Below are 19,543 nucleotides of genomic sequence, written 5' to 3' on the forward strand. Positions count from 1 at the left end.
AAGCGCGGCGGAGCCGGGCGCAGCGGGTCGCTGGAACCAATCCAACCCAGCGATCGCAAGCGCGGCGGAGCCGGGCGCAGCGGGTCGCTGGAACCAATCCAACCCAGCGATCGCAAGCGCGGCGGAGCCGGGCGCCGGGCGCCGGGCGCTGGGCGCTGGGCGCTGGGCGCCGGGCGCCGGGCGCAGCGGGTCGGCTCGTGGCACCGTGGGCCAACCCGGGGAGTACAACGGAGGGCATGCCGAAAATCACCGACACCGTCGCAACTCCCGACGGAACCTGCGACGTCGCGTTGTTCACCCCGGACGGCACCCCGGGACCTTGGCCGGGCGTCGTCATGTTCCCCGACGCCGGCGGGGTCCGCGCCACTTTCGACGAAATGGCCGCCAAGCTGGCCGGATTCGGCTATGCCGTGCTGCTACCGGACGTCTACTACCGCCAGGGCGGCTGGGCGCCGTTCGACATGGCGACCGTGTTCGGCGACGCGAAACAACGGGCCCGACTGTTTTCCATGATGGGCTCCCTGACACCGGACCGCATCACCGGCGACGCCGAAGCCCTGTTCGGCTACCTGGCGACACGCCCCGAAGTGACCGGGGAGCGGTTCGGTGTGTGCGGCTATTGCATGGGCGGGCGGATCTCGGTGCTGCTGGCCGGGCGGCTGCCCGAACAGGTCGCCGCGGCGGCGTCGTTCCACGGCGGAGGCCTGGTGACCGACAAAGACCAAAGCCCGCACCTGCTGGCCGATCGCATGAAAGCAGTCGTGTACGTGGGCGGCGCCGAGAACGATCCGGGGTTCACCGCCGACCATGGCGCCCAACTCGAACGGGCTCTCACCGCCGCCGGTGTCCGGCACACCATCGAGTGGTACTCCGCCGGCCACGGGTTCGCGGTTCCGGACAACCTTCCCTACGACGCGGCCGCCGCCGCCCGGCATTGGGCGGCGATGACCGAGACGTTCCGGGAGGCCTTGTCCCGCTGACGCGATTGCCGACGGCCGAATACGGCCGTTTGCTCGCGAGCGTAACGCCACGGCGAAATCCGGCGCCCCAAATCGCAGCCACGTTACGCTCGCGAACGACTGGCAGCCAACGGTCACACAAACGAGGTCCTCCGATAACGCGCCGCGTGACGGCCGGCTGGGGGCAGCCGCGGGCCAAGTTCCAGCTGCAGCCCCAGGGCAGCAGCGGCATTCATGTAGGCCCCGACCGTCACCGACGGTGTGCCGGATTCGATGCGATGCAACGTCACTCGGGATACTCCCGCTGCCTCGGCCGCGGTTGCCGCGCTGATTCGGAGTTCTTTGCGGCGCCCGCGAAGCTCCTCACCGATCTCGGCCAGTGCACGATTGGTCCAGTCGGTTGTGGCGGGACTCCGCGCAGGCATGTATCTCATTGTATACAATCGGCCCCTCACCGGTACGCAGTCAAACCACAGCACGCGGCGCCGATGGCGACTTCGCGCCTCGAAGCAGCCTGCGCCAGCGGCTATTTCGACCGGAACCCACCAGCGGAGCCGAGTAGCAGCCCACCGTCGACCACCATCGTCTCGCCGGTGATCCAGCTTGCCTCATCGGAGACCAGGAACGCGACCGCGCCCGCCACGTCAGCGGGTTCGCCGATTCTTCCCAGCGCAATCGATTTCGCCAGCGGTTCCTCGTTGTGCTTCCACAACGTCTCGGCGAGCCTGGTGCGCACCACGCCGGGGCAGATGGCGTTTACCCTGATGTTCGGTGAAAGTTCCAGTGCCAGTTGCTTGGTCACATGAATCAAGGCGGCTTTGGTGGCGTTGTACATGCCCATCGACGGCGATTGGTGCAGGCCGCCGATGGAGGAGATGTTGACGATAGCCCCGCCGCCCGAACCCATCCCCGACTTGACGACCAGCGACGTCCACAACAGCGGAGCCCACAGGTTGACGTCGAAAATCTTGTTGAACTGCGCATGGCTCTGGTCGATCAGCGGCCCATAGGAGGGGTTGGTGCCCGCATTGTTTATCAGAATGTCGACGCCGCCGAAACGCTCCACGGCGAGGTCGACGCAGCGGCGCGCGGCCTCCTCGTCGGCCGCGTGGGCGCCGACTCCCAGAGCGGTGCCGGCTACCTGGGCCGCCGCTGAGTCGGCCGACTCCTGCTTGCGTGCGGTCAGCACCACGTTGGCCCCGGCTTCGCCGAGTTGTTGCGCTATGGCCAACCCGATGCCGCGCGAGGCGCCGGTGACGATCGCGGTTTTGCCGGTCAGATCAAATGTCATCGCGGGTGCACCTTCCATTCTTTATCGGCTGGGGTTGCGGTCGACCATGAGTTACGACCGTAGTCGGTCCGGATTGGCAAGCCGGGCGATCCAGTCCCGGGACTGTGCGGGGTCGATGACGTCGTCCAGCTCGAAGGTGGTCGCGGCCCGCAGCGCCTTGCCGCGCTCGTAGGCCGCGGCTATCAGCTTGTCGAGCAATGCCTGACGTTGGGGCTCGTCGCTCACCGCCGCAAGCTCCTTGCTGAACCCCAGGCGCACAGCACCTTCCAGCCCCATTCCGCCGATTTCTCCGGTCGGCCAGGCGACGGTGAACTGTGGGGCGTGGAAGGAGCCGCCGGCCATCGCCATGGCGCCCAATCCGTAGCCTTTGCGCAAGATGATCATGCCGATCGGCACGGTGAGGTTAGCGCCGACGACGAACATCCGGCCGAACCGGCGCACTGCCGCCTCCGTTTCGGCCTCCGGGCCGACCATGAATCCGGGGGTGTCGCACAGCGACATGACCGGCAGCCGGAATGATTCGCACAGCGTCAGGAAATCGGCGGTCTTGTCGGCAGCCTCGCCATCGATCGCGCCGCCGAGATGACCGCTGCTGTTGGCGATCAGTCCGTACGGCCTACCTTCTACCCGCACGAGCGCGGTGACGATGCCCACGCCGTAGTCCGGCCGCAATTCCAGCACCGAGCCGACGTCGACAATCGACTCGACGGCCCGGCGCACGTCGTAGGCGTGCAACCGATTCTGCGGCACCACATGGCGGGCCGAACGCGGGTCCGGGGCCTCCCAATCGGCAATGTCACCTTGGAAATACGACAGGTACCGCTTGGCCAGCGATACCGCGTGCGCTTCGTCGCGCGCCACCAGGCTCACGACGCCGTTGCGGCGTTGCACGTCGATGGGCCCGATCGCCTCCGGGAGATATACCCCCAGACCGCCGCCTTCGATCATGGCCGGCCCACCCATACCGATGTTGGCATCCGGCGTGGCGATGATCACGTCGCACACTCCGGCCAGTGCCGCGTTCCCGGCGAAGCAGCGACCGGACACCACCGAGATCAGCGGGACCTTCCCGGACAGCCCGGCCAGCATCCGGAAGGTGGGCACATCCAGCCCGGCGTGGCCGCCGACGTCGGTGTCGCCGGGCCGGCCCCCTCCCCCCTCGGCGAACAGCACCACCGGCAGTCGCCTGCGGCGGGCCACGTCGAAGATGCGATCGGTTTTGGCGTGGTTGCGCATGCCCTGGGTGCCGGCGAGCACGGTGTAGTCGTAGGACACCACCACGGCCTCGGCGGCATCTCGGCCACATCGATCAGCGCCGATCGTGGCCACCCCGGCCACCAGCCCGTCGGCGGGGGTATTGGCGATCAGGTCCTCTTCGGTGCGCCTGCTGCGTTGTGCGGCTATGGCCAATGCTCCGTACTCGATGAAACTCCCGGGATCCACCAGGTCGGCGATGTTCTCCCGGGCGGTACGGCGGCCGCGCTGGTGCCGCTTGGCTACCGCGGCTTCCCGGCCCTCGTCGAGGGTGATCAGATGCCGCCGTCGCACCTCGTCGAGGTCGTCGCGAATATGGTCGGGATCGCCTGCCGGAGAGCTTGTTTGGTCGGCATCGTCAATCGCTGTGCGAGTGAACACCAGCAGCGGGTCTCCGGTGCCGACGACGTGACCCGGCGCCACCATGATTCGACACGTCCGCAGCGCACCCGGCGCAGCCAGAACGTGGTGCATCTTCATCGCCTCGAGTACCACCAGTTCCCCACCCGAAGCGACCTCGGTGTCCTTGGAAACTACGGCGACTACTGTGCCGGCAAGTTGGGCGCACAGAGCTTCCTCACCCGGCCGGAGTTCGAGGGAGACCGGCCGCCCGGTCCGGTGTTCGCACGACAACGTCGCACCGACCAGCTCGGGAAGCTTCCCATCGACGAAGGTCGTCGAGACAACCCCGGATTGAATTTCGCGCTCCGCCAGCAGCTTCCGCAGAAAGTCGACGTTGGTGTCGACACCCTCGATGCCGAACTCGGCCAGGGCCACGCCGGCCTTGCGCGCGGCAGCCGGAAACGATGTCCCCCGCACGTAGGTGATGACCTTGGCCAGCAGTGAATCGTATGCCGGGCCGACGGTGAGACCGGGGCGCCCGTGGGTGTCGACGCGAACCCCGGGGCCGGTCGGCGGCGAGAATGTCGTCACAGTGCCGGTAGCGGGATGAACGGACCCGTCCGGCGCGACGGCTTCGGTATTGACCCTGGCCTGAATCGCGATGCCTGGTTGTGCGGCCGGTTCACCGGCGAATTCGGCGCCGTCGGAGGATATTCCCGCGGGCAGGCCCAGTTCGCCGTATGACGCGCCCTGGGCGATGGACAGTTGCAGCGCAACCAGATCCAACCCCGAGACTTCCTCGGTCACCGTGTGCTCGACTTGAATGCGCGGGTTCACTTCCAGAAACACGAATTTCGTCCCCGAAACCAGGAATTCGACGGTTGCCAGCCCGCGTAACCCGCTGCGAGCGGACAATAGTGCCGCGGCCCGATGAAGGTCGCGACGGAGATCGTCGGAAAGCCCCTGGGTGGGCGCAATTTCAACCAATTTCTGGTAGCGGCGCTGAACGCTGCAGTCCCGATCTCCGAGTGCAAGCGCCTGCGTTCGCTGCCCGTCCGGTGCGGCGACGATCTGCACCTCGATGTGCCGCGCGCCATCGAGGAGCGCCTCGGCGAATACCGCCGAGTCACCAAATCCGAATTGGGCTTCCGCGGCGCACTGGCGAAACGCGTCGTCGATCTGGTCGGCGGTGTCGACCCGGCGTATCCCCCGCCCGCCGCCGCCCGCCAGCGCCTTGACCATGATCGCGGCACCATCCTGGGAAGCGAAAAACTCGCGGATTTCCGAAAGGCTGCTTGGTCCGACGGTGGCGGGCAACACCGGCACCCCCGCCGCGATCGCTTCAGCGCGGGCGGCGGACTTGTCGCCGAACAACTCCAGCACCGCGGCGTCGGGTCCGACGAAGGCGAGTCCGGCGGCGGCGCAGGCCCGGGCGAATCGGGGGCTCTCACTGAGGAACCCGTAACCCGGATGAACCAGCGTCGCACCCGAGGTGTTCGCCGCGGCCAGCAGCGCCGCTTGATCGAGGTAGGCCGCTACCCCCGCTACCCCCGCTACCCCCGCTACCCCCGCTACCCCGTTGCCTGGCAGGGCGATTGCGTCATCGGCTGCACGCACATGTGCACTGCCGGCGTCGTCGGCGGCATAGACCGCGACGGTGCGGAGACCCAGTTCTGCTGCTGTGCTTATGATTCGGAGTGCGATCTCCCCACGGTTGGCGATCAACAGGGTTGGGCCGAGATCACGCGGATGTCGCCGCATACCGCTCAGCGTACGGCCCGGATACCCGCTTTGGGTCACACGGCCCCGCCGATTACCCGAACCGCTGCGGGGGCACCACCGTCGGCTTGACCCCGTAACGCGGACCTGCAGGAGCATTGCCACCGTCGGCCGATACCACCATTCCCGGTGCTGGCGGTATCGCAGTATCCGGTTCCTCCGCTTCGGGAACCGCCCAATAGGTGCCGTCCACAACCGTGTGCTCCGCTGAAACGGGCACCGCGCCGGACCAGTTGGGCGGCACCAACAGGGCACCGACGGAACTCGCCGTGCCCACTGCCGGTAGCGACGCCCCCGCCAACGGCGTGGCGCCGCCCCCAGCCAAGACGCCAGAGTCCCGCGGCTCGGGTTCGGCATGGATATGGGACTCATCGTCGTCAACGTCCGCGTCGTCATCATCACCATTGCCGACGCCCGATACCGGAGTGTTCGTGGTGAAGTCTGCCAAGGTGCCGACGTTGTGATGGAACGCCTCGAAGAGCGGGATTTCTTCGTGATCGAGCATGGCGAGCGTCGCCAAAAAGGTGTTCATCCCTTCGGTCGGCGTCCCGGCTTCGGCCGGCGAGGCAAAGCCCATCAAGGTGGCGGGGCCGTTGCCGACCAGGCTGCTCAGCGTTGCCCGCTGCGCAGCGCCGACCGCGGAAAGGTCCGCGGTCTCGTTCGATTCGGCCGGCGACATCGGTGCGGTAAGCGGGTTCAAGCGTGCGGCGGCCGCCGACGACGCCGCGTAGCCGTACATGGCCGCAGCGTCCTGAGCCCACATTTCGCCGTAGCGTGCCTCCAGGGCGGCGATGGCGGACACGTTCTGCCCGAAGATGTTGGTCGCAGTCAACGCGGCCAGCCGGGCTCTGTTGGCGGCGACCTCGGCGGGCGGCACCGTCGCCGCGTAGGCGCTCTCGTATGCCGCCGCCGACGCCAAGGCCTGCCCCGCTGCCAGCGCCGCCGATTCGGCGGTTTCCTCCAGCCAGACCACCAGGGGCTGTACCGCGGCGGCCATGGACAATGCCGCTGGGCTCCGCCAGTGTTCGCTGGTCAGCCGAACGACCACCGACTCGAAGGAGCTGGCGGAGGTGCTCAACTCGGCAGCTATCGCATTCCACGCAGCCCCCGATGCGAGCATCGGCGCAACGCCCGCACCGGTGTACATGAGCCGGGAGTTGACCTCAGGAGGTATGGCTCCGAAATCCACGTAGGCGTTCCGTTTCCAGTCGAGCGTGCGCTGGCGTGCGCCAATCCACCGGGGAATCGTCCCGTCAACGCGACCCGCGAGTGTCAAACTTCGCGCGATCACACGACGTTCGGTCGACGGCGCTCGCCCATTGTCGCACGGCGTCCGGGTCGGGGGTTGAAGCCTGCTCGGCCGGGTTTCATCACGTCATCAATGTCGCGGCCACCGTCGCACCCAGGTTCCAGCAGGCCTCGACATCGGCCTTGCTCGGTTTTCCCGCCACCACGACCGTCTCGGCGACCGGAACCCAACCGAGGCCGGTGGTGATGCCGCCGAGGGCTCGCTGCGCCCCTTCGGTGCCCTCGTTGCCGTGCAGGTAGACCCCGTACGGGCGCCCCCGGGTGGAGTCCAACAGCTGGTAATAGGCCTGGTCGAAGGCGTGCTTGAGGGCACCGCTGATGTACCCGAGGTTCGCCGGGGTGCCCAGCAGGTAGCCGTCGGCCTGCAGCATCTCGACCGGCGAGACCGTGAGCGCCGGGCGCCGGATGACCTCCACCCCCTCGATGTCGGGGTCGGTCGCCCCGGCCAGCACGGCCTCGAACATCTCCTGGCAGTGCGGGCTCGGGGTGTGGTGGATGATCAGCAGACGGGGCATGGACGAGGCTCAGATCGAATCGAAGAAATCTTCATCGAGTCGGTAGAGCGTGACCGACTGCTCCGGTTGCACCCCGACGCCGTACCGCACCAGCAGCTCGGCGAGTCTCGCACCGTCGATCAGTTCAATCCGCGCGTTGATCCGGTCAGCTTCCTGCCGCGCCCCCGAAGTGAACCGCGACGTCGTGATGAACACACCCCGGTCGCCTTGCCTACCGAGCAGCGCCCCTGCGAACTCATGAATCCTTGGCCGATCGACCGGAGCGTCGGTATAGCGTTTAGCCTGAACGTAAACTCGGTCCAACCCGAGTGGATCCTGGCTGATAATGCCGTCGATACCACCGTCGCCCGAAGGCGCGGTGCGACGCACCGAACCTGCCTTGCCGTATCCCATCCGATCCAGCAGCCGAACGACCAACTCCTCGAAGCCCGTCGGCGAGAGCCTGAGAGCCGCCGACAGCACTTCGCCTTCCACCGCCGCCCGGTTGACGAGGACCGCACTTTCTACGAGGTCATTGGGGGTCTGATGGTCATCGTCGGTGCCATCAGGTGTCGCGACGCTGCCGCCGCCCTGTTCAGGTGCGATCTTGGCGCGCTTGCGGTCACGAAATTCGATATAGGCCGGATACTTCTCCAGCACCTTCACATCGATCCGTTCCGGATACTCGGCCAGGGCCGCGCGCCCTTCTACTGAGATGACTTTGCGACCTCGGCCCGCACTGTCGACAAGCCCGGCCTGGGTCAGATAGGTCAGCGCCCATCCGACACGGTTATCCATCCTCTTCTGCGTCCCACTCGGCAGCATCTCATCGCGTTCCTCGGCGGTGAGGCCGAACTTTTCCGCCATCGCCTCGGTGATGTCGCGAGACCGATGCACCTGACCGTCAGACAAAAACACAAGCACCGGCCGCATGAGCGTCTGATAATCGGGAATCGTCACGCCACACCCTTCTCGCTCACCGAGTCCACACATCGAACCCTAATCGTCAGCGCTACCGTGCCCCTGCAGCTCAACGGCGGCCCTCATTGCTTCGCGCGCCCGGCGGCGATCCCCCGCGAGGTCGTAGGCCCGCGCGAGCCGGTACCAGCGCCGCCAGTTGTCGGGGTCGGCTTCGAGTTCGGTGCGCAGGGTGTGGAACATCGCGTCGGCGGCGTCCCGCTGAATTCGCCCGGACGCCCGTCGGGGCAGGTCTCCGATGTCGAGTTCCATGCCGTCCTCGGCGATCAGCCGGGCCAGCTTCTGGTGGGCAAACCCGGCACGCACGGTGGCCACCATGGCCCACACCCCGAGAATCGGCATGATCAGCACCGCCAGACCCAGGCCCATCGCGGCGGGCCGGCCGGAGGCGATCATCACCAGCCCGGCGCGGCCGAGCAGTGCGCAGTACACCAGCAGTGCCACGCACAGGAAGGCAAGGACCAGCTGAATTCGCAGCGTCCGCGTACCACCGGCCATGGTCACCGCAAATCGAGCAGCGGTTCCAGGCCCACCGTGAGCCCCGGCCGCCCGGCGATACCGCGCACCGCGAGCAGCACACCGGGGACGAACGAGGTGCGGTCCATACTGTCGTGGCGGATGGTCAGCGTCTCCCCCTCGGTGCCGAACAGCACCTCCTGGTGCGCGACCAGCCCTGCCAGCCGGACAGCGTGTACGGGGATGCCGTCGACGTCGGCGCCGCGGGCCCCCGGAAGGGCAGTACTGGTGGCATCCGGGTTGGGTGGCAGGCCTTTTCGGGCTTCGGCGATCAGTTTGGCAGTGCGGGTCGCGGTTCCCGAGGGGGCGTCGGCCTTGTGCGGATGATGCAGTTCGATGACCTCGACCGACTCGAAGTACCGCGCGGCCTGCTGGGCGAAATGCATGGTCAGCACGGCGCCTATGGCGAAGTTCGGCGCAATCAGCACGGCGGCGCCGGGATTGCCGCCAAGCCATGATTCGACCTGCCGGATACGCTCGTCGGTGAATCCGGTGGTACCCACGACCGCGTGAATTCCGTTGGTTATCAAGAACTCCAGGTTATCCATCACCACATCGGGGTGGGTGAAGTCGATGACGGCCTCGGTACCGCTGTCGGTGAGCAGGCTCAGTGCGTCACCGGCGTCGACCTGGGCGGACAGCGTGAGGTCATCGGCGGATTCGACAGCACGCACCATTGCCGTCCCGACCTTGCCCTTTGCCCCCAGCACACCTACCCGCATGCCCAGCAGCCTACTGCCCGCGATCGGGGTCGATTCCTGCACCACGAACCAATGCACCGGCCCCTGGCGCCACCGCCACCTCTAGGCTGGGATGATCGACGCACGCACCCGCCCCGGGGAGGTTTTCACGTGAAGTCCAGTGAAATCCGGATCCGCCAAGCCAAACCGAAGGATTTCGCGCGCGTCGCGGCGATGCACTACCCGGTGTGGCGGCAGTCGTGGGACGGGATTGTCGCACCGCATGTCCTGGACATGCTCGTCACACCCAAAGTGTGGGTGCAGACGTCCTATCCAGCCACCCTCAAACGCGGCGGCTGGACGATGTGGATGGCCGAAGCCCGAGGGAGACTGCTCGGGATGATGCTATTGGGGCCGGATCTGTTGAATCCCAATCATATTCAGATCGATGCACTCTATGTCACCGAACAGACCCAGCGAACCGGGATCGGCGGCCGACTGCTGGACACGGCACTGGAAACCTACTCCGGCAGAGACATGATCCTGTGGTGTGCGGAAAAGAACCGCAAGGCGCGCGACTTCTACGAGGCAAAGGGCTTCGAAGTCGACGATCGCACGTTCGTGTGGAGGCCGCTGCCCGGTGTGAATGTGCCGCATGTGGGTTACCGGTTGCACCGGCGGCGGCCCGACGACACGACCGGTTCGGCCGGCTAAGCGTCTATGACGATCCGGCCGCCTTTGGACCGCGAGACGCAGACCAGCATCTCGTCATCGCCCTCTGCGGTTCGGCCGCGACGATCGACCTGCCCACCGCTCACGGTGACCTTGCAGGTACCGCAAAAGCCCTGCCGGCAGGAGTATGCGGTCGTCGGATCGCGGTCGAGCATCACCTCCAGCGCCGAGCGGTTCGCCGGAACATCGACCACGTCGCCCGAGCGCGCGAGTTCCAGTTCGAACGGAACACCGTCGATGATCGGCGGCGGGCTGAAACGCTCGTAGTGCAAGGGCGCACCGGGGTGTTCCGCCCGCACCGCGCGAACCGCCTCGAGCATGGCGGTCGGCCCGCACACATAGGTGGCCGTAGCCGGCCCGGCGCCGGCCAGCAGATCGTCGACGCACGGAACCCCGCCGCGTTCGTCGTCGGCCCACACCGTCAGGCGTTCGCGCGCCAGCTCCGACACCTCGTCCAGGAAAGGCATGTACTCCCTGCTGCGCCCGGCATATATTGCCCGCCAGTCGATTCCGCGCTGTTGCGCAACCCGCATCATCGGCAGGATCGGTGTGACTCCGATACCGCCGATCACGAACACCACCTCGCGCTCCAGCGTTCCCAGATGGAACGCGTTGCGGGGCCCTTCGAAAGTGAGGGTGGCGCCGACGTGATAGGCCTCGTGCATCTCGATCGAACCGCCGCCGCCGTCGGCAATGCGGCGCACCGCGATCCGATAGTGGTCGCGCACCCCGGGGCGGCCGCACAGCGAGTACTTCCGGCGTCTACCGGAGGGCAACAGCACGTCGATGTGCCCGCCCGGCGTCCACACCGGCAACGGCCCGCCGCCGGCGTCGGCCAGCGTCAGCGCAACCACATCGGGGGCCACCACCGTGCGGTCGACCACCGTGGCGTCGTGGGTTCTTCGCACCTGCGGCACCCACGACGGCTCCCACCGCGACAGCACGGACATCCCGCGGGACATCCTGTTCAGCGCCCACAGCACCGTAAAGAAGCGGTCGCGGCCGCGGCCGCGGCCGCGGCGACCATACAAGTCGGCCGGCAGGCTCTCCCAGCTACTTTCCGGACCGGCCATGCCCAGCTCAGTGAGCCACTCGGGCAGCCGGGGACACGGCCAGGTAGTCGACCGCCAGTTCAAGCCCGCCCAACTCCGACGGGTGGAAGCCGGGCCGGTAGTAGGACAGGACAGACCACAGCGAACGCAGGACGCTCGGCACCAGGCCGCGGCGTACCGCGCTGACGTAGTCCCGCCAGCGGGCTTTGGTTCCCGGCGGCAGATAGGGGTCCTTGGAGAACATGAACCGGATGCCGCGAATCCACAGCAACAGCAGCGCCGGCGCGACAATCAGCTGCGCGCGTGCCTGCCGGAAGTAGCCGGCCCGCAGGTGCTTCATGGTGTCGAAGGCCACCGCCTTGTGCTCGACCTCTTCGGCACCGTGCCAACGCAGCATGTCCAGCATGACCGGGTTCGCACCCGCTGCGTCGAGGGCCGGCGAATCCAGGATCCACTCTCCGAGGATCGCCGTGTGGTGCTCGATCGCGGCAATGAACGCGACCTGATCGAGCAGCCACTTCTGCCGGCGCCGCGGGTCGCGCCGCGGCCCCGCCCCCAGCAGCTTGTCGAACATCCACTTGACCTGGGCGGTGTAGGGCTTGAGATCGACGCCGGCCGCCGCGAAATGATCGACGACGCCGTAGTGCGCCCGGGAGTGCATAGACTCCTGACCGATGAATCCCAGCACGTCCAGTCGGAGTTGATCGTCCTTGATCAGCGGCAACACCTCTTTGAAGACGGCGACGAAGTACTCTTCGCCCGCCGGCAGCAGCATGTGCAGCGCATTGAGTACGTGGGTCGGCAAGGGCTCACCCGGCACATAGTGAAACGGCAGGTTCGCCCAGTCGAACTCCACGTTGCGCGCCTCGAGAACGACGGGCTCATGGTCAGCTGTGCTCGATTGCGCCGCGCGCGGGAACCCCGGTGCGTCAAGTGCGCTCATCAAGGCTCCCCTACCTCGGTGTTGAGCCACGTGACCGGCAGGCAGCCGGACACGACGGCACTTACCGACAAGTCTACTGAAGCCCGCAGGTATCCGGTACCCGCGGTACTACCTTTTCTCGGCCCATTGCTTGAGGTGCTTCAGGGTCAGCTCGATGTTCTTGGCGTTGTGCGCAGCCCGGTCCGAGACTCCGGTGGCCATGCCGGCGATCTGGCGGAACCAGCCGGGGCGCAGATCCCACGTGCTTTCGGTCACCAGACAGCCCTCGCCGTCGGGAACGATGTCGTACTGCCAGCGGGCAACCGGGATGGCGATCGCGCGCACGTCGAAGGCGAAGGTGCGGCCCGGCTCGGCGTCGGTGACCGTGCATCGGGTGCTCCACCGCTTGCCCCGGTTTTCGTTGTGGCCGACGAACACCGCCCCCTTGGCGATCGCGCTGCCCTTGCGCAGGTCCATCGACACCGCTTCCTCAGCCACCGAAGCCAGGGTGGGCAGGTCGGTGATGAGGCCGTACACCTCCTCGGGCGTCGCGTTGATCTGTACGGTCGCACTGGCCGAAGGCATGGTCATCCGGCGATCATAACGAGCCCTCAGATGGGCGCCGCCCCGCGCAGGTGTTCGAAGATCAGCGATGTCTGAGTCCCCGCGACATCGGCGTCGGCATTGAGATTCTCCACCACGAAGGCGCGCAGATCCTCGGTGTCCCGGGCGGCGACGTGGAGGAGGAAATCATCCGCACCGGCGAGGAAATAGACGTCCATCACCTGCCGGCGGCTCCGGATTTTCTGGATGAAACTCCGGATCTTGACCCGCGCGTTGGACTGCAGGGTCACCGAGATCATCGCCTGCAGTGGTAGACCGACCGCGGCGGGGTCGATATCGGCGTAGAAGCCGCGGATCACCCCCAGCTCGACCAGCCTGCGGACCCGGCCATGGCAGGTGGACGCCGCGATCCCGACCGCCGCGGCGAGCGCGTTGTTGGCGATGCGGGCATCGCCGTGCAGAAGATCCAGGATCCGGTGATCCACCCGATCGAGATCCGGTGGACGAACATCCTTCGGCGCACCCCCCGGCCTGCCCTGCGGATTCGAAAATCGTCCATTTGATGTCATCATGATCGTCGTTTCTTCGTCTCTGTTGCCATTTTTTCGACGATCATTCCACACTAGAGGTGAGAATCGCGGTTTCGCATTCGACACCGCGCGGATACATCCGGGCAGGAGGCGTCATGCGAGTAGGAATCCCGACCGAAACCAAGAACAGCGAATTCCGGGTGGCCATCACCCCGGCCGGCGTCGCCGCTTTGACCGCCCGCGGCCACCAGGTACTGATCCAGTCCGGAGCCGGCGAGGGATCGGCGATCGGCGACGACAAGTTCAAAACCGCCGGAGCCCAGTTGGTCGACGACGCCGGGCAGGTGTGGGGTGACAGTGACCTGGTACTCAAAGTCAAAGAGCCCATACCCGGTGAGTACGGCTACCTTCGAAGCGGCCAGACACTGTTCACCTACTTGCATCTGGCCGCATCACGCTCCTGCACCGATGCCCTGCTGACCTCCGGTGCGACGGCGATCGCCTACGAGACCGTCCAGACCTCCGACGGCGCCCTGCCGCTGCTGGCCCCGATGAGCGAGGTTGCCGGCCGGCTTTCGGCGCAAGTCGGCGCATACCACCTGTTGCGCACCCAGGGCGGCCGAGGCGTCCTGATGGGCGGGGTGCCGGGCGTCAAGCCGGCCGACGTGGTCGTCATCGGTGCGGGCACCGCGGGCTACAACGCCGCCCGGGTCGCCGCCGGCATGGGCGCCTCGGTCATGGTTCTCGACATCGACATCGCCAAACTCCGGTTGCTGGACGCCGAATTCGCCGGAGCTGTCGGCACCCGCTGCTCCTCGGCGTACGAACTCACCGGGGCTGTCAAGCGGGCCGACCTGGTGATCGGGGCAGTCCTGGTACCCGGCGCCAAGGCTCCCAGCCTGATTTCGAACTCCCTTGTCGCACAGATGAAACCAGGTTCGATCCTGGTGGACATCGCCATCGATCAGGGCGGGTGCTTCCAGGAGTCGCGGCCCACCACCCATGACGAGCCGACGTTCGGCGTGCACGGCAGCCTGTTCTACTGCGTTGCGAACATGCCCAGTGCGGTGCCCAAAACGTCGACCTATGCGCTGACCAATGCGACCATGCCGTATGTGCTCAAGCTGGCCGATCTGGGTTGGCGGGGGGCGTGTCGTTCGGATCCCGCTCTGGCCAAGGGACTTTCGACACACGCCGGTGCGCTGTTGGCCAGCCATGTCGCCGAGGATCTGGGCCTGACGTTCACTGACCCCGCCCGGGTGCTGAGCTGAGACCGCTACCGGATGTAGGGGGCCAGTGCCGTGACAATATCGGCCGCCGGACCCGGCCGGGCCTCCCGATAAGCCTCCCCGGCCCACAGGTTGGCGCCGTGCGGATCCTCTTCCTGGATGGCGGCGGCGCGAATCGGTTTGGTCATTTGGTTGATCTCCGGATAACCCAGCGGCGCAACATGATCAAGCAGCCTGGTGAAGTTGTTGGCCAGGCCGCGGGCATACCGGCCAGAAAAAGCCCGGGTGACAACGGTGGCGTCGAACAGCGGACTCTTCAGCGCGACCCGGTGAGCGGGGTGGGTGCCGGCCTCGTCGGAAAGCAACAGCGCGGTGCCGACCTGCGCGGCCACCGCGCCACCGCGCAAGGCCGCGGCAACGGCATCCACGCTGCCCAGTCCCCCGGCGGCGATCAGCGGAACGTCATGAGCGCTTTTTATCTGGCCGAGCAGATCGTGCAGCGGCACACCGGCGGGTTCGGCATCCGGAGCGAAGGTGCCCCGGTGCCCACCAGCCGCGGGCCCCTGGACCACCAAATTATCCGCACCCGCAGCCACCGCCACACCGGCCTCGTAGGCCGACGTCACCGTGACCGACACCAGCATCCCCAACGCACTCAGCCTGCGAACGACATCCGGCGGCGGAGCCCCGAACGTGAACGAGACGATCTCGGGGCGGAGATCGGCCACCACTTCGAGCTTTCGTTCCCAGTCGTCGTCGTCCCCGTGAACCGGAAGGCCCACCTCGACACGGTAGTGATCGGCAACCTCTTCGAGTTCTTCGGCGTAGTACTCGAGTTGGGTCCAATCGGCGACGCTGGGCTGGGGCACGAACAGGTTGGCGCCGACCGGGCCTGTGGTGGCAGCCCGGGCGGCTTGAATATCTTCGGCGAACTGGTCCGCGCTGCGGTAGCCGCCGGCGACGAAACCGAGCCCGCCGGCACTGGACACCGCCGCGGCCAGCGCGGGTGTTCCCGGGCCACCGGCCATCGGTGCACCCACGATCGGTGCGTCGATGTCCCAGAAGCCCAGCACCATCGGGCTAATTTACCATCGTTCGAAGCTGTTGCGGCAGAAACCGTTTCGACTTGTACGGGCCAAGCACGGCAGCACCAACCTGTTTGGTCAGCACTCGGCGGGCCACCGCGTTGACTTCGCCGAGGGTAACCCGGTCGATTTGCCGCAGCGTGTGCTCGATGCTGCGGTGCGCACCGTAGTTGAGTTCACTGCGCCCAATGCGACTCATCCGCGAGCCGGAATCCTCCAGCCCCAGCACCAGCCCGCCCCGCAACGATCCCTTGGCGATACGGCATTCCTCCTCGGTGATGCCTTCCCGCGCCACCGATTCCAGTACCGCGGCGCTCACCCGGACGACATCGGCGAAGCGGCCCGGCAGGCAAGCGGCATACACCGACAGCGCGCCGCTGTCGGCGAAGACGTCCAGCGCCGAATAGATCGAATAGGCCAGCCCACGTGTCTCCCGGACCTCCTGGAACAACCGCGAACTCAACCCGCCGCCCAGCGCGGTATTGAGCACCGACAGCGCCCAGCGATGCTCCCAGCCGCGGCCCGGCGTGCGCACACCCAGCGACACGTGGGTCTGGTCGGCGTCCCGATTCCCCAACACCAGCCTCGGGCTGCCACCTACCCGGCCGGCGCCGCGGCGCGGCGGTGCGGGCCGGCGCCCGCGGACCAGGTGCGGCCCGAAGTGCCCGCGGACCAGCGCGACGACTTCGTCGTGGTCGACGTTGCCGGCAACCGACACCACCATGCGTTCGGGGGTATAGCGGCGCGAATGAAACGAGCGCAGCTGCGACCGTGTCATCGCCGCCACCGACGCCGTGCTGCCGATCACCGGACGCCCCACCGGGTGATCGCCGAACAGCGCCGTCATGAACATGTCGGTCAGCGCGTCCTCGGGGTCGTCGTCGCGCATCGCGATCTCCTCGAGGACGACGTCACGCTCCAACTCGACGTCAGCGACGGCACACTGACCGTTGAGCACGACGTCGGCGACCAGGTCGATGGCCAGGGCCAGATCGGTGTCCAGGACGTGGGCGTAATAGCAGGTGTGTTCCTTGGCGGTGAACGCGTTGAGCTCGCCGCCGACCGCGTCCATCGCCTGCGCGATGTCCACCGACGTGCGGGTCGGAGTGGACTTGAACAGCAGGTGCTCCAGAAAGTGCGCCGCCCCGGCCACCGTCGCACCCTCATCGCGAGACCCCACCCCCACCCAGACGCCCACCGAGGCGGACCGGACCGCCGGCAGGAATTCGGTGACCACGCGCAGCCCACCGCCCAGCGTGCTGCGACGCACGGCCCCACCTACCCTGGCCGGACGTCCGGTCTTGGCGCCCTGTTTGGCCCTCGGCAACGCGACGGCGGGATCAGTTGCCGGCGGTTGCGGCATCGGCGGGCGCTGCTGCCGAGTCCTCCTCGGCGACAAGGATCAACGAGATCTTGCCGCGAGCGTCGATATCGGCGATCTCCACCCGGAGCTTGTCGCCGACGTTGACCACGTCCTCGACCTGCGCGATGCGCTTGCCCCGGCCGAGCTTGGAGATGTGCACCAGGCCGTCACGACCGGGCAGCAACGACACGAACGCCCCGAACGTCGTCGTCTTGACGACGGTTCCCAGGAACCGCTCGCCCACGGTCGGAAGCTGCGGGTTGGCGATCGCGTTGATCCGGTCGATCGCGGCCTGCGCGGACGGCCCGTCGGTGGCGCCGACGAACACCGTGCCGTCGTCCTCGATCGAGATCTGCGCGCCGGTCTCCTCGGTGATGCCGTTGATGACCTTGCCCTTGGGGCCGATCACCTCGCCGATCTTGTCCACCGGAACCTTGATGGTGGTCACCCGCGGCGCATACGGGCTCATCTCGTCGGGGGCGTCGATGGCCTCGGCCATGACGTCGAGAATCGTCACCCGCGCATCCTTGGCCTGCGCGAGCGCGCCGGCCAGCACCTTCGACGGGATTCCGTCGAGCTTGGTGTCCAATTGCAGCGCGGTGACGTAGTCCTTGGTCCCGGCGCACTTGAAGTCCATGTCGCCGAACGCGTCCTCAGCGCCCAGGATGTCGGTCAGCGTGACGAAGCGGCGCTCGGTGCTGCCGTCGATTTCCACATCGTCGGAGACCAGCCCCATCGCGATGCCGGCCACCGGCGCCTTGAGCGGCACACCGGCGTTGAGCAGCGCCAGCGTGGAGGCGCAGACGGACCCCATCGAGGTCGACCCGTTGGAGCTCAGAGCCTCGGACACCTGACGGATGGCATAGGGGAATTCCTCGACGCCAGGCAGCACCGGGATCAGCGCCCGCTCGGCCAGCGCCCCGTGCCCGATCTCACGCCGCTTGGGCGAGCCGACCCGGCCGGTCTCGCCGGTAGAGAACGGCGGGAAGTTGTAGTGGTGCATGTAGCGCTTGGAGGTCTCCGGGCCCAGCGAGTCGATCTGCTGGGCCATCTTGACCATGTCGAGCGTGGTCACGCCCAGGATCTGGGTCTCGCCCCGCGCGAACAGCGCGCTGCCGTGCGCCCGCGGAACAACGGCGACCTCGGCCGACAGCGCGCGGATGTCGGTGATGCCGCGACCGTCGATGCGGAAGTGATCGGTGAGGATGCGCTGGCGGACCAGCTTCTTGGTCAGCGAGCGGAACGCGGCGCTGACTTCCTTTTCGCGCCCCTCGTAGGTGTCGGCGAGCCGTTCGAGCACCTCGGCCTTGAGCTCGTCGGTGCGGGCGTCCCGCTCGGCCTTGCCGCCGATGGTCAGCGCTTTGCTCAATTCGTCGGTGGCCACCGAGGCCACCGAGTAGTACACGTCTTCCTCGTAGGGGGGAAAGACCGGGTATTCACCGGTCGGCTTCGCGGCTGCGTCGGCAAGCTCCTGCTGGGCGGTGCACAGCGCGGCGATGAACGGCTTGGCGGCCTCCAGGCCGCCAGCGACCACCGTTTCCGTCGGGGCCTGGGCACCGCCCTTGACCAGCTCGACGACCTTCTCGGTGGCCTCGGCCTCGACCATCATGATCGCGACGTCGGGGGTGCCGTCGGCGTCGGTCCCGACGATCCGGCCGGCCACCACCATGTCGAACACCGCCCGCTCGAGCTGCTCGACGGTGGGGAACGCGATCCAGGTGCCGTCGATGAGGGCAACCCGCACGCCGCCGATCGGACCGGAGAAGGGCAGGCCGCCCAACTGGGTGGACGCCGAGGCGGCGTTGATCGCCAGCACGTCGTACAGGTCGTTGGGGTCCAGGCTCAGGATGGTGACCACCACCTGGATCTCGTTGCGCAGCCCGTCGACGAAGGACGGGCGAAGCGGCCGGTCGATGAGCCGGCAGGTCAGGATCGCGTCGGTCGACGGCCTGCCCTCACGGCGGAAGAACGACCCCGGGATGCGGCCGGCCGCGTACATCCGCTCTTCGACGTCAACTGTCAGAGGGAAGAAGTCGAAGTGCTCCTTGGGGTTCTTGCTGGCGGTGGTGGCCGACAGCAGCATGTTTTCCTCGTCGAGGTAGGCGACCACGGCGCCAGCGGCCTGCTGGGCCAGCCGGCCGGTCTCGAACCGGACGGTGCGGGTGCCGAAGCTCCCGTTGTCGATGGTGGCGGTCGATTCGAACACGCCCTTTTCAATTTCAGTCGCAGACATAGATGTCCCTGCGGCCTCTCTGGTTCACAAAGTTGTTTCGCGGGTCTGCCCGCACCACGAATGGGTTCGGCTCCATCGGGAGCGCACCGAAGAGTGGAATCTGGATGCGGCTACGGCCGTCGATCGAAGCTGCCGACCTTCCCCAGGTCCGGGGAGCCCGGCAGCCACTACCGAAGACCGTCCGATGCAGATCAGGCCGCTCACGGTGGTGCGGAGGCAACTCGCTGGAACG

18 protein-coding genes are annotated in these 19,543 nt (G+C 67.1%); 3 read left to right on the forward strand and 15 right to left on the reverse strand.

Annotated elements, in window-relative coordinates:
- Positions 1-236 precede the first annotated feature (236 nt).
- Complete coding sequence (locus ACK5M9_RS02045; protein WP_416891542.1) at positions 237-980, forward strand: dienelactone hydrolase family protein; 744 nt, start codon at positions 237-239, stop codon at positions 978-980.
- Between the two features lie 113 nt (positions 981-1,093).
- Here ACK5M9_RS02045 and ACK5M9_RS02050 read toward each other — a convergent pair whose 3' ends face one another.
- From ACK5M9_RS02050 to dapB, 8 genes are all read right to left on the reverse strand, one after another.
- Complete coding sequence (locus ACK5M9_RS02050; protein ID WP_416891543.1) at positions 1,094-1,384, reverse strand: helix-turn-helix domain-containing protein; 291 nt, start codon at positions 1,382-1,384, stop codon at positions 1,094-1,096.
- Positions 1,385-1,485: 101 nt separating this feature from the next.
- A complete protein-coding gene (locus tag ACK5M9_RS02055) occupies positions 1,486-2,250 on the reverse strand; it encodes an SDR family oxidoreductase (protein WP_416891544.1) in 765 nt (254 codons plus the stop codon).
- Between the two features lie 51 nt (positions 2,251-2,301).
- Positions 2,302-5,607, reverse strand: coding sequence for a carboxyl transferase domain-containing protein (locus ACK5M9_RS02060; protein WP_416891545.1), 3,306 nt, complete (start codon positions 5,605-5,607; stop codon positions 2,302-2,304).
- 52 nt (positions 5,608-5,659) lie between these two features.
- Entirely contained in the window at positions 5,660-6,814 is a 1,155-nt protein-coding gene (locus tag ACK5M9_RS02065; protein ID WP_416891546.1) for a PPE family protein, read from the reverse strand.
- A gap of 181 nt (positions 6,815-6,995) precedes the next feature.
- Positions 6,996-7,448, reverse strand: coding sequence for a flavodoxin family protein (locus ACK5M9_RS02070; RefSeq protein ID WP_416891547.1), 453 nt, complete (start codon positions 7,446-7,448; stop codon positions 6,996-6,998).
- Positions 7,449-7,457: 9 nt separating this feature from the next.
- Positions 7,458-8,387, reverse strand: coding sequence for a restriction endonuclease (locus ACK5M9_RS02075; protein ID WP_416891548.1), 930 nt, complete (start codon positions 8,385-8,387; stop codon positions 7,458-7,460).
- Between the two features lie 39 nt (positions 8,388-8,426).
- Positions 8,427-8,903, reverse strand: a complete 477-nt coding sequence (locus ACK5M9_RS02080) for a hypothetical protein (RefSeq protein WP_416891549.1) — start codon at positions 8,901-8,903, stop codon at positions 8,427-8,429.
- Between the two features lie 2 nt (positions 8,904-8,905).
- A complete protein-coding gene (gene dapB, locus ACK5M9_RS02085) occupies positions 8,906-9,643 on the reverse strand; it encodes a 4-hydroxy-tetrahydrodipicolinate reductase (RefSeq protein ID WP_416891578.1) in 738 nt (245 codons plus the stop codon).
- A gap of 129 nt (positions 9,644-9,772) precedes the next feature.
- On the opposite strand from dapB, the gene ACK5M9_RS02090 reads away from it, so the two are divergent.
- Positions 9,773-10,315, forward strand: a complete 543-nt coding sequence (locus ACK5M9_RS02090) for a GNAT family N-acetyltransferase (RefSeq protein WP_416891550.1) — start codon at positions 9,773-9,775, stop codon at positions 10,313-10,315.
- On the opposite strand, the gene ACK5M9_RS02095 is transcribed toward ACK5M9_RS02090, so the two are convergent.
- From ACK5M9_RS02095 to ACK5M9_RS02110, 4 genes are all read right to left on the reverse strand, one after another.
- Positions 10,312-11,406: a PDR/VanB family oxidoreductase gene (locus tag ACK5M9_RS02095; protein ID WP_416891551.1), complete on the reverse strand. Its 1,095-nt coding sequence runs from the start codon at positions 11,404-11,406 to the stop codon at positions 10,312-10,314. The genes ACK5M9_RS02090 and ACK5M9_RS02095 overlap by 4 nt on opposite strands.
- A 7-nt stretch (positions 11,407-11,413) precedes the next feature.
- Positions 11,414-12,328 (reverse strand): metal-dependent hydrolase, encoded by a 915-nt coding sequence (locus ACK5M9_RS02100; protein ID WP_416891552.1) that lies wholly within the window; start codon positions 12,326-12,328, stop codon positions 11,414-11,416.
- A 108-nt stretch (positions 12,329-12,436) separates the two neighbouring features.
- On the reverse strand, positions 12,437-12,898 hold the full coding sequence (locus tag ACK5M9_RS02105) for an SRPBCC family protein (RefSeq protein WP_416891553.1): 462 nt from the start codon (positions 12,896-12,898) through the stop codon (positions 12,437-12,439).
- Between the two features lie 20 nt (positions 12,899-12,918).
- The gene (locus ACK5M9_RS02110) at positions 12,919-13,443 is read right to left on the reverse strand and encodes an Lrp/AsnC family transcriptional regulator (protein ID WP_416891554.1); all 525 of its coding nucleotides are present in this window, start codon (positions 13,441-13,443) and stop codon (positions 12,919-12,921) included.
- 113 nt (positions 13,444-13,556) lie between these two features.
- Between ACK5M9_RS02110 and ald the strand changes: the two genes are divergently transcribed.
- On the forward strand, positions 13,557-14,672 hold the full coding sequence (gene ald, locus ACK5M9_RS02115) for an alanine dehydrogenase (protein ID WP_416891555.1): 1,116 nt from the start codon (positions 13,557-13,559) through the stop codon (positions 14,670-14,672).
- A gap of 5 nt (positions 14,673-14,677) precedes the next feature.
- Here the strand turns inward: ald and ACK5M9_RS02120 are convergent, their stop codons facing one another.
- The 3 genes from ACK5M9_RS02120 to ACK5M9_RS02130 are packed head-to-tail and all read right to left on the reverse strand — an operon-like array spanning position 14,678 to position 19,311.
- A complete protein-coding gene (locus ACK5M9_RS02120) occupies positions 14,678-15,706 on the reverse strand; it encodes a nitronate monooxygenase (RefSeq protein ID WP_416891556.1) in 1,029 nt (342 codons plus the stop codon).
- 4 nt (positions 15,707-15,710) lie between these two features.
- The gene (locus tag ACK5M9_RS02125; RefSeq protein WP_416891557.1) at positions 15,711-17,078 is read right to left on the reverse strand and encodes a M16 family metallopeptidase; all 1,368 of its coding nucleotides are present in this window, start codon (positions 17,076-17,078) and stop codon (positions 15,711-15,713) included.
- The gene (locus ACK5M9_RS02130; protein ID WP_416891558.1) at positions 17,056-19,311 is read right to left on the reverse strand and encodes a polyribonucleotide nucleotidyltransferase; all 2,256 of its coding nucleotides are present in this window, start codon (positions 19,309-19,311) and stop codon (positions 17,056-17,058) included. Before ACK5M9_RS02130 ends, ACK5M9_RS02125 begins: the two co-directional genes overlap by 23 nt.
- Between the last annotated feature and the right edge of the window lie 232 nt (positions 19,312-19,543).

The organism is Mycobacterium sp. (assembly GCF_047975165.1).
Taxonomy (GTDB): domain Bacteria; phylum Actinomycetota; class Actinomycetes; order Mycobacteriales; family Mycobacteriaceae; genus Mycobacterium.

Bases quoted from the DNA above. Each gene is read 5' to 3' on its own strand.
- ald (WP_416891555.1), top strand. From the start codon at position 13,557: ATGCGAGTAGGAATCCCGACCGAAACCAAGAACAGCGAATTCCGGGTG.
- ACK5M9_RS02070 (WP_416891547.1), bottom strand. From the start codon at position 7,448: ATGCCCCGTCTGCTGATCATCCACCACACCCCGAGCCCGCACTGCCAG.
- ACK5M9_RS02100 (WP_416891552.1), bottom strand. From the start codon at position 12,328: ATGAGCGCACTTGACGCACCGGGGTTCCCGCGCGCGGCGCAATCGAGC.
- ACK5M9_RS02060 (WP_416891545.1), bottom strand. From the start codon at position 5,607: ATGCGGCGACATCCGCGTGATCTCGGCCCAACCCTGTTGATCGCCAAC.
- ACK5M9_RS02050 (WP_416891543.1), bottom strand. From the start codon at position 1,384: ATGCCTGCGCGGAGTCCCGCCACAACCGACTGGACCAATCGTGCACTG.
- ACK5M9_RS02130 (WP_416891558.1), bottom strand. From the start codon at position 19,311: ATGTCTGCGACTGAAATTGAAAAGGGCGTGTTCGAATCGACCGCCACC.
- ACK5M9_RS02125 (WP_416891557.1), bottom strand. From the start codon at position 17,078: ATGCCGCAACCGCCGGCAACTGATCCCGCCGTCGCGTTGCCGAGGGCC.
- ACK5M9_RS02120 (WP_416891556.1), bottom strand. From the start codon at position 15,706: ATGGTGCTGGGCTTCTGGGACATCGACGCACCGATCGTGGGTGCACCG.
- ACK5M9_RS02080 (WP_416891549.1), bottom strand. From the start codon at position 8,903: ATGGCCGGTGGTACGCGGACGCTGCGAATTCAGCTGGTCCTTGCCTTC.
- dapB (WP_416891578.1), bottom strand. From the start codon at position 9,643: ATGCGGGTAGGTGTGCTGGGGGCAAAGGGCAAGGTCGGGACGGCAATG.
- ACK5M9_RS02110 (WP_416891554.1), bottom strand. From the start codon at position 13,443: ATGATGACATCAAATGGACGATTTTCGAATCCGCAGGGCAGGCCGGGG.
- ACK5M9_RS02055 (WP_416891544.1), bottom strand. From the start codon at position 2,250: ATGACATTTGATCTGACCGGCAAAACCGCGATCGTCACCGGCGCCTCG.
- ACK5M9_RS02105 (WP_416891553.1), bottom strand. From the start codon at position 12,898: ATGACCATGCCTTCGGCCAGTGCGACCGTACAGATCAACGCGACGCCC.
- ACK5M9_RS02045 (WP_416891542.1), top strand. From the start codon at position 237: ATGCCGAAAATCACCGACACCGTCGCAACTCCCGACGGAACCTGCGAC.
- ACK5M9_RS02095 (WP_416891551.1), bottom strand. From the start codon at position 11,406: ATGGCCGGTCCGGAAAGTAGCTGGGAGAGCCTGCCGGCCGACTTGTAT.